The sequence below is a fragment of the Bradyrhizobium sp. genome (genome assembly GCF_035309285.1).
In the GTDB taxonomy this organism is placed as follows: Bacteria; Pseudomonadota; Alphaproteobacteria; order Rhizobiales; family Xanthobacteraceae; genus Bradyrhizobium.
Map to the genome: position 1 here is coordinate 1 of NZ_DATGFH010000174.1, position 13,690 is coordinate 13,690.

The 13,690-nt window shown below is 63.8% G+C and carries 10 protein-coding genes; 5 read left to right on the top strand and 5 right to left on the bottom strand.

What is annotated here, in order from left to right:
• The first annotated feature begins 248 nt into the window (after positions 1-248).
• Positions 249-1,481, top strand: a complete 1,233-nt coding sequence (locus VKR55_RS31570; RefSeq protein ID WP_324409317.1) for a BaiN/RdsA family NAD(P)/FAD-dependent oxidoreductase — start codon at positions 249-251, stop codon at positions 1,479-1,481.
• Positions 1,482-1,574: 93 nt separating this feature from the next.
• Here the strand turns inward: VKR55_RS31570 and VKR55_RS31575 are convergent, their stop codons facing one another.
• Together VKR55_RS31575 and VKR55_RS31580 are read right to left on the bottom strand one after the other, a co-directional pair.
• Positions 1,575-2,657 (bottom strand): D-TA family PLP-dependent enzyme, encoded by a 1,083-nt coding sequence (locus VKR55_RS31575; RefSeq protein ID WP_324409318.1) that lies wholly within the window; start codon positions 2,655-2,657, stop codon positions 1,575-1,577.
• 158 nt (positions 2,658-2,815) lie between these two features.
• Positions 2,816-4,627 (bottom strand): ABC-F family ATP-binding cassette domain-containing protein, encoded by a 1,812-nt coding sequence (locus VKR55_RS31580; RefSeq protein ID WP_324409319.1) that lies wholly within the window; start codon positions 4,625-4,627, stop codon positions 2,816-2,818.
• Between the two features lie 150 nt (positions 4,628-4,777).
• Here VKR55_RS31580 and VKR55_RS31585 point away from each other — a divergent pair, with 150 nt between their 5' ends.
• On the top strand, positions 4,778-5,578 hold the full coding sequence (locus tag VKR55_RS31585; protein WP_324409320.1) for a hypothetical protein: 801 nt from the start codon (positions 4,778-4,780) through the stop codon (positions 5,576-5,578).
• A gap of 160 nt (positions 5,579-5,738) precedes the next feature.
• Here the strand turns inward: VKR55_RS31585 and VKR55_RS31590 are convergent, their stop codons facing one another.
• On the bottom strand, positions 5,739-7,133 hold the full coding sequence (locus VKR55_RS31590) for an FAD-binding oxidoreductase (protein WP_324409321.1): 1,395 nt from the start codon (positions 7,131-7,133) through the stop codon (positions 5,739-5,741).
• Positions 7,134-7,175: 42 nt separating this feature from the next.
• Positions 7,176-9,548, bottom strand: a complete 2,373-nt coding sequence (locus tag VKR55_RS31595; RefSeq protein ID WP_324409322.1) for a xanthine dehydrogenase family protein molybdopterin-binding subunit — start codon at positions 9,546-9,548, stop codon at positions 7,176-7,178.
• A gap of 188 nt (positions 9,549-9,736) precedes the next feature.
• Between VKR55_RS31595 and VKR55_RS31600 the strand changes: the two genes are divergently transcribed.
• Both VKR55_RS31600 and VKR55_RS31605 read left to right on the top strand, forming a co-directional pair.
• Positions 9,737-10,816, top strand: coding sequence for a Ppx/GppA phosphatase family protein (locus tag VKR55_RS31600; protein ID WP_414642508.1), 1,080 nt, complete (start codon positions 9,737-9,739; stop codon positions 10,814-10,816).
• Between the two features lie 4 nt (positions 10,817-10,820).
• Complete coding sequence (locus VKR55_RS31605) at positions 10,821-11,498, top strand: RlmE family RNA methyltransferase (protein ID WP_324409324.1); 678 nt, start codon at positions 10,821-10,823, stop codon at positions 11,496-11,498.
• Between the two features lie 131 nt (positions 11,499-11,629).
• Here VKR55_RS31605 and VKR55_RS31610 read toward each other — a convergent pair whose 3' ends face one another.
• Complete coding sequence (locus VKR55_RS31610) at positions 11,630-13,117, bottom strand: MFS transporter (protein ID WP_324409325.1); 1,488 nt, start codon at positions 13,115-13,117, stop codon at positions 11,630-11,632.
• A gap of 130 nt (positions 13,118-13,247) precedes the next feature.
• Between VKR55_RS31610 and VKR55_RS31615 the strand changes: the two genes are divergently transcribed.
• The gene (locus VKR55_RS31615) at positions 13,248-13,496 is read left to right on the top strand and encodes a hypothetical protein (RefSeq protein WP_324409326.1); all 249 of its coding nucleotides are present in this window, start codon (positions 13,248-13,250) and stop codon (positions 13,494-13,496) included.
• The last annotated feature ends 194 nt before the right edge of the window (positions 13,497-13,690 follow it).

Sequence of the window (13,690 nt, forward strand, 5' to 3'; positions counted from 1 at the left end):
GTCGCTCAAAACCTCATGCAGCGACGGCGGATCGATCGCCTCCTCGATCCGCCTCCGCCAATCATCAAAGATCAGCGACAGATGAGCCTCAGCCTATGCCAAAGCTAAACCGGACAGCCGTGGGCTTGACCCGGCCATCCACGTCTTTGGCACCGCGTGCGTGATTTGCGTGGATGCCCGGGTCAAGCCTGGTCAAGCCCGGGCATGACGACTGTGTTTGTTGCACGCCTTCGCCGTAAACTCACACGATGGTATCAGGAAGAAACCATGTTGTCGTCATCGGCGCCGGCCCGGCCGGGCTGATGGCGGCGGAGGTGCTGGCGCAAGGCGGTGCCCGCGTCACCGTCCATGACGCCATGCCGTCGGCGGGACGCAAATTCCTGATGGCCGGGCGCGGCGGGCTCAACCTCACCCATAGCGAGCCGTTGCCCGCGTTCCTCACGCGCTATCGCACGGCGGCGCCGTGGCTAGCCGCCGCGATATCCGCCTTTCCACCGGATCGTTTGCGCGAATGGTGCGAGGCGCTGGGGCAGCCGACCTTTGTCGGCTCCAGCGGGCGCGTGTTTCCGCAAAGCTTCAAGGCCTCGCCGTTGCTGCGCGCCTGGTTGCGGCGACTGAACGCACAGGGCGTGCAATTTGCGTTTCGTCATCGCTGGATTGGCTGGGATGATTACGGCCGCCTGCTATTTCAAACGGCCGAAGGATTGCGCGTGATGGAGGCCCGCGCCACGGTGCTCGCACTCGGTGGCGCAAGCTGGCCGCGGCTCGGTTCTGACGGAGCGTGGACCGAGCTGCTGGCGGCGAGGGGAGTCATCATCACGCCGCTGCGGCCGGCAAATTGCGGCTTCGTGGTGAATTGGTCGGAGCTCTTCAGGGATCGCTTTGAGGGGCAGCCGCTCAAGAGTGTCGCATTCAAGTTCGGCGCGCACGCGATCCGCGGCGAAGCGATCATCACCCGTAGCGGCATTGAGGGCGGTGCGATCTATGCGCTCTCGGCCGAGCTGCGCGAAGGGATCGCGAAAACAGGCGAGGCGATCCTTGAGGTTGCCCTGCGGCCCGACCTTGCAACGGGCGAGCTTGCGTTGCGACTATCCGCGTCGCGCGGCAAGCAATCGTTCTCCAATTTCCTGCGCAAGGCCGCCAATCTCTCGGCGGTCGCGATCGGCGTGTTGCAGGAGACGGCGATTTCATCTGTTCAATCGTTGACTTCAATGTCATCCGAAGCGCTAGCGAGCTTGATCAACGCCGTCCCGGTCAGGCTCACTGACACCGCGCCCATCGCGCGCGCGATCTCGACCGCGGGCGGGATTTCGTTCGATGAGCTCGACGACGACTTCATGCTGCGCCGTTTGCCGGGCGTGTTTGCCGCCGGGGAGATGCTCGACTGGGAAGCGCCGACCGGCGGCTATCTCCTGCAGGCCTCGTTTGCGACGGGCGCCGCGGCTGGCATGGGTGCGCTAAAGTGGCTGACGAAATCGTAGGGTGGGCAAAGCGAAGCGTGCCCACCACTTTGTTGTGTGGCTGCCAATTAACGGTGGGCACGGCGCAAGTGCGCCTTTGCCCACCCTACGATTTCATCGAAGTTTCCCCCGTGCCGCCACCGGCAGCACGCCGACGATCTCCTCGCCCCGCACCATCACCACTTCGTCCATCATGTTGACGACGACGCAGACGTGGTTGGGCACGATGCGCACGACGTCGCCGACGTTGGGCCGCGCGTTGCTGCGGGCAAGATCGAGGAAGCCATGCTCCTCGGCGAACTTCGCGATTTTCGCTTCGGGATGTTCGAGGATCAGGCCAAAGCCGTCGAGCCCGCCACCAGGATCGGACGTCAGCGTTTTGGAGCCGGCATCGAGGATGCCGCGCTCGGGGCCGGCGCGGCTCACCACCGTCGAATAGATGTTCAGCGCACAATCATCCCAGCTTGCGACGCCGGCCGCGACCTGCATGCGGTCATTGTAAATGTAAGTGCCGGGGCGATGCTCGGTCGCGCCCTTGAGCTTGCCGAGATTCTTCAGATTCGGCGAGCCGCCGGTCGAAACCATCTTGGCGTTGAGCCCATGCGTGCGCACGCCGGCCAATGCCTTGTTGTAGAATTTCTGCGCCTCCGCCCAGCCGCTTTCGGTGGGATAGAGCATGAAGCCGGCAAATTGCAGGCCCTTTGACGCGGCGATCTCACGCGCCAGCGCAATGGCTTCGGCCGGCGTCTCGACTCCCGCGCGCTTCCTCCCCGTGTCGCATTCGACCACGACCGAGAGCGACCGCCCCGAGGCTTCCGCTGCCTTGGGCAGGCCCGCGATCACTGTCGAATTGTCGGCGGCGACTGTCATGTTCGCCTTGGCCTGCAGCGCGCCGAGCCGCGCCATCTTTTCATCGCCAAGCAGATTGTAGGAGATCAGGATGTCGTCGATTCCGGCATCCGCCATGATCTCGGCCTCGCCCAGCTTCTGGCAGGTGATGCCTTTCGCACCGGCGGCGACCTGCATCTTCGCCAGCATCGGGCTCTTGTGGGTCTTGATATGTGGCCGGTTGGCGACGCCCGCGGCATCACAGGCCGCCTGGATGCGCGCGATGTTGCGCTCGACCCTGTCCATGTCGATGACGGCGCAGGGCGTGCCGTATTCCTTTGCGATCTTGGCGGCGAGGGGCGTGGTCATGGGGACGACTCCAGTTCAGTATCAGTATTCTCGTCATTGCGAGGAGCCAACGGGTCCGCGCGAACGCGCGGCCCGATGACAGGCTCCACGACGAAGCAATCCATTCATTGTGAAGTATGGATTGCTTCGCTTCGCTCGCAATGACGAAACCGTTCGGATTATGCTTGTTCGATTTCCTCACGTAACACTTCCAGCTCCAGCCAGCGGTCTTCGGCTGACGCCAACTCTTCTTGCGCTTTCGCGATCGCGCGCGAGATATCCTCGAACGTCTTGCGATCCTTGGCGTAGAGCTCGGGATCGTCGAGCAGCCGCTGCTGCTTCGCGATCTCTTGCTGCAACTTCGCAATCGTCTTCGGCAGCGTTTCCAGCGCGTGCTTTTCGTTGAAGTTCAACCGGCGTTTTTGCGCTGGTGCGGGCGCGGCGGCCTTGGCTTCCTTCCTCTCCTCAACCGCCGGCGTCTTCGCCGGCTCGCGGCTGAGATCAGACCCGCGCTGGCTGAGCATGTCGGAATAGCCGCCGGCATATTCGACCCATCTGCCATCGCCGTCAGGCGCGATCACTGAGGTGACAACGCGGTCGAGGAAATCGCGGTCGTGGCTGATCAGGATCACCGTACCCTCGTAATCGCCGAGCATCTCCTCGAGCACGTCGAGGGTTTCGAGATCGAGGTCGTTGGTCGGCTCGTCGAGCACGAGCAGGTTGGACGGCTTGGCAAGCGCCCGCGCCAGCATCAGCCGCCCCCGCTCGCCGCCGGAGAGCACTTCCAGGGGCGTGCGCATCTGCTCGCGGGAGAACAGGAAATCCTCCATGTAGCTCACGACGTGCTTGGGCTTGCCTCCGACCATGACATGATCGCCGCGGCCACCGGTCAGCGCTTCCGCAAGCGTCGATTTGGGGTCGAGACTTTCCCGGTGCTGATCGAGCGTCGCCATCTCAAGATTGGCGCCAAGTCGCACGCTGCCGCTGTCGATCGGCTCAGCGCCGGACAGCAAATTCACCAGCGTGGTCTTGCCGGCGCCGTTGGGACCTACGATGCCGACGCGGTCGCCGCGCTGTATCCGGATCGAGAAATTCTCGACGATCCTGCGCTCGCCGTACGCCTTGCTGACGCCTTTCGCCTCGATCACCATCCGGCCGGATTTTTCGGCTTCCGCCGCGGTGAGATTGGCCTTGCCGGCTGTGCCCCGATAAGTCTTGCGCTGCTCACGCAACGCAAAGAGATTGCCGAGCCGCTTGACGTTACGCTTGCGCCGCGCCGTGACGCCATAGCGCAGCCAATGCTCTTCATTGACGATCTTGCGGTCGAGCTTGTGCTGGTCGCGTTCCTCCTCTGCCAGCACCTCGTCGCGCCAGGATTCGAAGGCCGCAAAGCCGCGGTCGATCTCCCTGATTTCGCCGCGGTCAAGCCACGCGGTTGCGCGCGAGAGGTTGGTGAGGAAGCGGCGGTCATGGCTGATGAGGACGAGCGCGCTGCGGCGGCTGTCGAGCTCCCGTTCAAGCCATTCGATGGTCGGCAAGTCGAGATGGTTGGTCGGCTCGTCCAGGAGCAGAATGTCGGGCGAAGGCGCCAGTACCCGCGCCAGCGCCGCGCGGCGCGCCTCGCCGCCGGAAAGGTGGGCGGGGTCTTCGTCGCCGTTGAGCCCGAGCCGTTCGAGCAGATAGCGCGCTGCGTAGTGGTCGTCACCGGGCCCGAGGCCGGCCTCGACATAAGCGAGCGTGGTCTTGTGCTCGGCAAAATCCGGCTCCTGCGGCAAATAGCGTATGGTCGCGCCGGGCTGCACGAAGCGGCTGCCGGAGTCCGGCTCGACCAGGCCCGCCGCGATCTTGAGCAACGTCGACTTGCCGGAGCCGTTGCGGCCAATCAGGCAGACGCGCTCGGACGGCGACACCGACAGCTCGACGCCCGTCAAGAGCGGCGTGCCGCCAAAGGTGAGCTTGATGTCCTTGAGTTGGATGAGAGGTGGCGGCATTTGCTCGTTATATGGGCTCTGGTTGCTATGAGCTTTTGCGGGGCGTGGTACTCTATTCGAGCAAGGATTGCGAGCAAAACACGGCTTGCCAGTGCTGTTCCCTTGCGTACGATCATCGCAGGCAAATGGCCAAAAATCGGGGAAACAGGGATGGCAAAGCAGATGGAGGCCCACCGCGTCTCGGCCTACAACACCTCAAAATTCTCCGAAAACAAGATCCACGACGATACGGTGGCGCGGAAATACGGCTTCTCCGGTGGCCTCGTTCCCGGCGTCGATGTGCTCGCCTACATGCTGCACATGCCCGTCGCGAAATGGGGTCGCGCCTTCCTCGAGCGCGGCCTGATCGAGGCGCGGTTCGTGAAGCCGGTCTATGATGGCGAGATCGCCGAGGTAAGCGCGGTCGAGGAAGCCGGTGGCCTCAGCATGGAGGTGCAGAGCCGGGGCGATCTCTGCGCCACCGGCAGCGCATCACTGCCGGCATCAGCGCCGACGTATTCTCTTGCGGATTACACCGCAGTCGCCGCCGTCAAGGAGCGCAAGCCGGTCAACGCGGCGTCCTACCAGGTCGGCAAATGGCTCGGTAGCATTCCGCGGGACTGGGCTGGCGAGGCGGCGACGGAATATCTCGGCGATATCCGCGAGACCGATCCGATTTACAGGCGCGAGAGGCTGGGGCATCCCGGCCTGTTGCCGCGGATCATGAACAAGGTGCTGGTCGACAACGCCATCCTCGGCCCCTGGATCCATGTCGGCACGAAGATGCAGCTTCTCGCGGCGGCCAAGGTCGGCGATGAACTCACGGCACGCGCAAAAGTGGTCGGCAACTACGAGAAGAAGGGCCACCGCTTCGTCGAGCTCGATGCACTGGTCGTTGCCAACGGCACCACGCCGCTTGCGCATTGCTGGCACATTGCGATCTACGAGCCCCGTGAGCAGGCCGCGGCGTAAAGAGACTCGTCATTGCCGGGCTTGACCCGGCAATCCATCGTCTTCGGAATGACTCTCGTTTTGATGGATGCGCGGGCCTTCGCCGCGCAGAAGGGGCTTCGGCCCCGCAGGCGGGTCAAGCCCGCGCATGACGACCTGTTTGGCTTCGCGACACCACACCTCACACCGTGAAGATGCGCCCGGGATTGAGGATGTGATGCGGATCCAGGGCGCGCTTCAGCGTGCGCATGGTTTCGATCTCTTCCTCGGTGCGGCTGAGTTTCAGGTAGGGGCGCTTGAGGAGGCCGATGCCATGCTCGGCCGAGATCGAGCCGGCAAAATCGGCGGTGATCCCGTACACGAGTTTCGTGACTTCCTCGTTCCTGTCCACCGTCGGCGGATACTTGGCGTTGACATGCAGATTGCCGTCGCCGGCGTGACCGAACACGATGGCATAGGCGTCCTTGTCGATCTTGGTCTTCAGCTCGCTTTTGATCGTGTCGGCGAACGCCTCCATCTTGTCGATGGCGAGGCTGATATCGAAGCCGACGCTGTTGGGACCGATCGCACGCCCGAGTTCGGTCGAGGAGTCGCGGACCTTCCAGATTGCCGTGGCTGCCGCGCCCGAGTTTGCGATGGTCGCATCGAGGATGATCTCCTGCTCAAGCGCCTGTTCCAGCATTTCCTCCAGATCGTTGCGGATGCGCTCGGCATCGCTGCCGGATGATTCCAGGAGAACATAGAACGGGTGGCTCGTCGGCAGCGGCGCGGCGACGCCTTTCACGAGCTCGGTCGTGAGGCGGTAATATTCGTTCCACATCACCTCGAAGGCCGTGAGGTCGCCGCCAAGCCGCGTACGGGCCAGGTCAAGGAGCGCGCGGACCTTGCCAAAACTCGCAAGCGCGCAAAGCGCCACCTGCTGCTCGGCCGGCGCTGGGAAAATACGCAAGGCAGCGCGCGTGACCACGCCGAGCGTGCCCTCGGTGCCGACGAAAAGCTGCTTCAAGTCGATGCCCGTGTTGTTCTTGATGTACTTGCGGACACCCTTGAGAACGGTGCCGTCGGCGAGCACCGCCTCGAGCCCCAGCACGAGATCGCGCGTCATGCCGTAGCGGATCACGCGGTTGCCGCCTGCATTGGTCGAGATGTTGCCGCCGATCGTACAACTGCCGCGCGCACCGAGGTCGAGCGGGAACATGAAGCCCCTTTCGCCGACGTGCTCCTGCAGGCGCTGCAGCGGAACGCCGGTCTGGGTGACGACGACCCCGCCACCAGTATCGACCTCCTCGATCGCGTTCATGCGCTCCATCGACAGCACCATCTCGCCGGGCAGCGGCATGGTGGCGCGTACCAGGCCCGTCATGCCGCCCTGCGTCGTCACGGGTACGCGCGCCTGATGGCAAAGCTTGAGGAATTTCGAGACCTCCTCGGTTGAGCGCGGCCGTATGACCGCGAGCGGCGGGGCGACCGGGACGCCGGCCATGTCGGTGTGATAGCGCGCATCGATGTCGGCGCCGGTCAACACCGTCGTCGCATCGAACGCCGCACGAAGATCATCGATGATGGCGGCTGGCATGAGACCGGCTCCGTTGTTATCGACAGGCGTAACGATAAACGGCTAGGCCGCCTTCGCCTTGGCGTCCTGGATCGCGCGCCAGACCTTCTCCGGCGTCAGCGGCATGTTGATGTACTTGATGCCGTATTCCGAGAGCGCGTCGAGCACCGCATTGACGACGCAGACGAGGCTGCCGGCACAGCCGGCCTCGCCGCAGCCCTTGGTGCCCAGCGGATTGGATTTTGCCGGCGAAGGGTGATCGCCGACTTCCATCATCGGAACATCTTCCGCGCGGGGCAGGGCATAGTCCATGAACGAGCCGGTGATGGGCTGGCCGCTTGTGTCGTAGTTCACTTCCTCCATCAGCGCCTGGCCGATGCCCTGCGCCACGCCGCCGTGAAGCTGGCCCGCCACGATCATCGGATTGACGACGGTGCCGAAATCATTGACCCCGGTGTAGCGCACGACCTTGACCACGCCGGTATCGGGATCGATCTCGACCTCGGCGACATGGCAACCGTTCGGGAAGGTCGACGGCGTGTCCTTGGTCGCATGATCGACGTCGAGCGAATTGGGCACGCCTTCGGGCATTTTGGTCTCGCGCACGCGCTCCGCGAGCTCCATGATGCCGATCGAACGGTCGGTGCCGGCGATAGTGAAGCGCCCACCGGAAAATTCGATGTCGGCTTCGGAAGCTTCCAGAAAATGCGACGCGACCTTCTTGCCCTTCTCGACGACGAGCGCGGACGCCTCGACAATCGCTTGTCCCGTCGCCGTGATCGAGCGCGAGCCGCCGGTGCCGTTGCCGAAGCGGACGAGATCGCTGTCGTTCTGCTGCAGTCTGATCTTGTCGAAGGGCACGCCAAGCTGATCGGTCAGCACCTGCGCGAACGGCGTGGCATGGCCCTGGCCATAGTCGAGCGTGCCGGTCGTCAGCGTCACCGAACCATCGGGATCGAAGGTGATCTTGCCGAGCTCGCCGCTCGGCGGCGCGGTGACTTCGAGATACGAGCCGACCGCGATGCCGCGCAGCTTGCCATTCTTGCGGCTTTCGCGCTTGCGCCTAGCGAAATTGGCGTGGTCGGAAACCTCCAGCGCCTTTGCGAGGACACCTGCGAAATCGCCGCTGTCATAGGTGACACCGGAAGCGGCTGCGAACGGCAGTTGCGCTGGCTTGATGTAATTGCGCTTGCGCAAGGCGAGCCGGTCGATGCCCATCTCGTCGGCGGCGCGGTCGATCAGCCGCTCCATGAAGTAGTTGGCTTCGGGCCGGCCGGCGCCGCGATAGGCGCCCATGTGCGTGGTGTTGGTGACGACGGTCTTGATGTCGACGCCAAGTAGCGGGGTGCGATAGACGCTGGCGAGATTCTTTCCGGTGTTGAGCGAGAGCGGACCCGGCGCGACGCCGGTGATGAACGCGCCGAGGTTGCCATAACCGCTGAGGCGCACCGCCAGGAATTTTCCCTCGGCATCGAGCGCGAGCTCGGCATGGATCTTCTGCGCGCGGCCCTGGCTGTCGGAGAGGAAGCTCGTCGAACGCTCGTCGGTCCACTTCACCGGGCGGTCGAGCGCCTTGGCCGCATGCAGGATGCAGGCATATTCGGGATAGTTGAGGTTCTTCATCCCGAACGAGCCGCCGACATTGGCGGTGAGGATGCGGACCTTCTCGGCCGGCACGTTGAGAATGCGCGCCATGATCGCCTTGTTGCCGGACACGCCTTGGGTAGGCACCTGCAGCGTGTAGCGCTCGCTTGCCTTGTCGTATTGGCCGAGCGCCACCCGCGGCTCCATCGGAACCACGGCGACGCGCGTATTGACGATGTCGAGCTTTGTCACATGCGCTGCGCTGGCAAAGGCGGCATCGATCTTGGCGGTGTCGCCATAGTGATAGTCGAGCGCGACGTTGTTGGGGATGTGGTCGTAGAGCTGCGGCGCGCCGGGTTTTGCAGCTTTTTCTGCGTCAGTGACGGCAGGCAGCGCTTCAATATCCACCTGGACGGCTTCAGCCGCATCCCGCGCCTGCGCCACGGTCTCGGCGACGACGAAGGCGATCGCGTCGCCGACATAGCGCACCTTGTCGGTCGCAAGCGGCATGCGGTTGGTCTGCAACAGCGGCGAGCCGTCGCGGTTTTTCAGGGGAAGCCCACAGATGAAGGGCTTATAGCCGGCGGTAGCCAGGTCGGCGCCGGTCCATACGCCGAGCACGCCGGGCATGGTTCTGGCGGTAGAGGTGTCGATGCCTTTGATGATCCCGTGGGCGTGGCTCGAGCGCACCAGCCAGCCATGGGCCTGGTTGGGCAGGCTGAAATCGTCGGTGTACTTGCCGTTGCCGCGGACCAAAGTGTCGTCTTCCTTGCGGCGGACCGGCTGGCCGACACCGTATTTTTGCATTGCAATAGCGTTTTCGAGAGTCGAGGGTGACGTGTGGTCTTGCATTGAATCAGCCTGATTTTGCGCGGTTTTCCGCCTGTTCCCCTGAAATAATGCAGGGATCGCCACCCCACAACGTGCAGATTAGGCATAGTCCTATGTGGTGCTGTTGCACACCCCTTGGGCGCTGCTAGACTTTGCCGCGAAAAGGCCATTCCCAGCCGGCCGGTCACGGTCGCGGAAAGACAGTTTGAATGAATAATGACATGCGTCTTCGCGCCGGCCCTATGCCGTGCGAAGTCCTGCAAGCTGCAGGCGCGATGGCGGAGCCTCTCGCGGCAAGCGCGCACCCCGCGCAGGTTCCGGGAACCGGGGTTTATGCGGCGCTCGACCTCGGCACCAATAACTGCCGGCTCCTGATCGCTTGTCCGTCGGTCGACGGCTTTCGCGTGGTCGATTCCTTCTCGCGCATTATCCGGCTGGGCGAGGGCGTGTCCGCGACCGGCTGCATCAGCGAGGCCGCTATCGAGCGCGCGATCGCGGCTCTTAGCATCTGCCGCGACAAGATCCACTTCCGGAAAGCGAAGCGCCTGCGCTTGATTGCGACCGAAGCCTGCCGTGCGGCCTCGAATGCGGATGGCTTCCGCGACCGCGTCGCCGCCGAGACCGGCATCCGCCTCGAGGTAATCGACCGCGAGACCGAGGCGGCGCTGGCGGTGATCGGCTGCTCGCCACTGCTCGATCCCAAAGGCCGCGGTGCGATCCTGTTCGACATTGGCGGCGGCTCGACCGAACTGGTGCGGATCGAGCGCGATCCGGCCGAGACGAACGCCGATCCGCGGACAAAAGCCTGGATGTCGATCCCGCTCGGCGTCGTGACCCTGGCTGAACATTTTGGGGGCCGCGATGTCACAAGGGATGCGTACACGCGGATGGTCGAGGAGGTGGCGGGCTACATCGAGCCGTTCGCGGCCGAACATGGCTGCGATCTTGCCGGCATGCATCTGCTCGGCACCTCCGGCACCGTGACGACGCTGGCCGGCATCCACCTCAATCTCGCTCGCTACGATCGCCGCCGCATCGACGGCATCTGGATGGAGGACGCGGACATCACCGCGACCGTCGACCGGCTGCTCAACATGAGCTACCAGCAACGCGCCAGCAACAATTGCATCAGCGTCGATCGTGCCGATCTGGTGCTCGCGGGCTGCGCCATTCTCGACGCCATCCGCCAGGCGTTTCCCCTGCCGCGGCTGCGCGTCGCCGACCGCGGCTTGCGCGAGGGCATGCTGGTCGAGATGATGCGCGAGGACGGCGCCCTGGGCGTCTGGTGATCGTATGGCCAAGGATACGACCGGCCGCCTGCACGTCACTGTCAGGACCGGCGGCAAGCGCAAGCATTCCTCGAAGCTCTGGCTGGAGCGGCAGCTCAACGATCCCTATGTCGCGAAAGCCAAGCGCGAGGGTTTTCGCTCACGTGCGGCTTACAAGCTGATCGAGATCGACGACAAATACCACCTGCTGAGGCCGGGCCAGACCGTGGTCGACCTTGGCGCCGCGCCTGGCGGCTGGAGCCAGATCGCCGCCAAGCGCGTCGGCGCCGCCGAAGGCAAGGGCAAGGTGGTCGCGATCGATCTCTTGGAGATGGGCGAAATCCCCGGCGTCAGCTTCGCGCAGCTCGATTTCCATGCCGACGATGCGCCGGAGAAACTGAGGGCGATGCTGGGCGGCGGCGCCGACATCGTGATGTCGGACATGGCGGCCAACACCACCGGCCACCGCAAGACCGATCAACTACGCATCGTCGGCCTGGTCGAGATTGCAGCCGCCTTTGCCGCCGAAGTGCTCAAGCCCGGCGGCGCGTTTTTGGCCAAAGTGTTCCAGAGCGGCGCTGATGCAGAGTTGCTGGCGCAATTGAAGCGCGATTTCGCGAGCGTGAAGCATGTGAAACCGGCGGCAAGCCGGCAGGATTCATCCGAGCGCTACGTGCTGGCGACGGGGTTTCGGGGCGGGTAACCCCGTCATTGCGAGCGAAGCGAAGCAATCCACACTGTCTCCGCGGAAATAGTGTGGATTGCTTCGTCGCGGAGCCTGTCATCGGGCCGCGCGTTCGCGCGGACCCGTTGGCTCCTCGCAATGACGAAGATCTAACCCAGCCTTTGATCCCGCGCGTTCTGGGTCTCCTCGGTCGCGACCGCCCTTGCTTCCTGCGCGGCGCTTTTCGCCGCGCTCTTGCGGCTCGAGATCGCGAGTGCCTTGCGGCCGGAGATTTCGTGGCCGGCATCATCGGGCATCAGCCAGAAGAGGTAGCACGAGGCGGCCGAGACGAGCGCGACCACCAGGAACGCCGGTCCGAAAGCGCTGGCGGTCAGCTCGGCTTGCTGGTGCACCCACAGCGTCGTCTCGACCGAGGCTGCGCCGAGAGCAACACCCGCCGACACCGCCAATTGCTGGTTGACGCTGACGAGCGTGGTGGCCCGGCTCATCTGCGCCGGCTCGATCTCGGCGTAGGCGACCGTATTGATGGCGGTGAACTGCAGCGAACGGAAAAAGCCGCCGACCACCAGGATGATGAAGATCAGCATCAGCGGCGTCGTTACCGTGAACAGCGCACAGGCAGCGAGGAAAAACGCACTGATCACGGCGTTGACGGTCATCATGTTGCGGAAGCCGAAGGTACGGATGATGCGTGCGGCCAGCGTTTTCATGCCCATCGCGCCTACGGCGGAGGCGAAGGTAACAAGGCCCGATTGAAACGGCGTCAGCCCGAACCCGACCTGCATCAGAAGCGGCAGCAGGAATGGCAACGCGCCGATACCAAGGCGGAACATGAAGCCGCCGATGATCGCGGCTCGCAGCGTCGGCAGCCGCAGCAGCGAGAAATCCAGCACCGGCGAGCCTGTCTTCCGCGCGTGCAGTACATAAAGCGCCATCGAGATCGAGCCGATGCCGATGAGCGCGACGATGACGGCCCAGGGCAACAGATTGAGGCCGGCGACCGACAGGCCGAAGGCGATGCCGGCCAGTCCCACGCCCGCCAGCATCAAGCCGTAGAGATCGAAGCGCTCGGGGTCGATGCTCTTGATCGGGTCGATGAAATTCATCGCCATGAAGATGCCGAGCAGCCCGATCGGAATGTTGATAAGGAAGATCCAGTGCCAGGAGAAATAGGTCGTGATGAAGCCGCCCAGCGGCGGCCCGATCACGGGACCTATCAGCGCAGGCACAGTGACCCATGTCATCGCGTTGACGAGGGCGCTCTTGTCGATGCTACGCAGCAGCACCAGCCGCCCGACGGGTGTCATCATCGCGCCGCCCATGCCCTGCAGGATGCGCGCGAACACGAAATTGCTGACGGAAGTCGACAGCGCGCAGCCGATCGATCCGACCATGAACACGGCGACCGCCAGCGCAAACACCATGCGAGCGCCGAAGCGGTCGGCGGTCCATCCCGAGGCGGGGATGAAGACGGCGAGCGACAACAGATAGGACGTGATCGCGAGCTTCAGCGTCAGCGGGCTCGTGCCGATGTCGGCTGCGATCGCCGGCAGCGAGGTCGAAATCACCGTCGAATCCATGTTTTCCATGAACAGGGCGGTGGCGACGATGAGCGGGATGACGCGCTGTTTGTTCATCAAGACCGGGGAAGTAAGAAAGGCAGGCAGACGCGCTGTATCATCCCGTCGTCACAGAGGCTATTGCGGAAGGCGCGACAAAACCTAGATGCTGCCTGACGCTTTTCGCATGGTCGGCTGGAGCTCAACGATGATTTACGTCCTCGCCGTGCTGCTGCCGCCGCTCGGCCTGCTGCTGAACGGGCAGCCCTTTTCGGCGATGTTGAACCTGCTTCTGCTCGTATTTTGCCTGATTTTCGGGTTGTTTTTCCACGTCCTGCTGCTGGCGCCCTCGGCGCATGCGGTGATCGCGGTCCATATGAAGCGGGAGGAGCGTCGGCACCGCGAGGTGGTCGACGCCATCCGCCGCTACGGCCCGCCGCCGGGCTATCCGCGCTGAAAAAGGGCCGAGGCGGCCGGAAAACGAGACAATGAAAAGACTGTGCATGGTGCTTTGATTCGTCACAGCAGCATGCTATCGACCAGCGTCAACCCCCACCGATGGGCATCGATTCGACGGCGGAACAGCAGGTTTTGCCGAAGGCGGTGTTCATCCCCAAATGAGCTGATCGCGGCTGAGCGGCCGCAGACAAG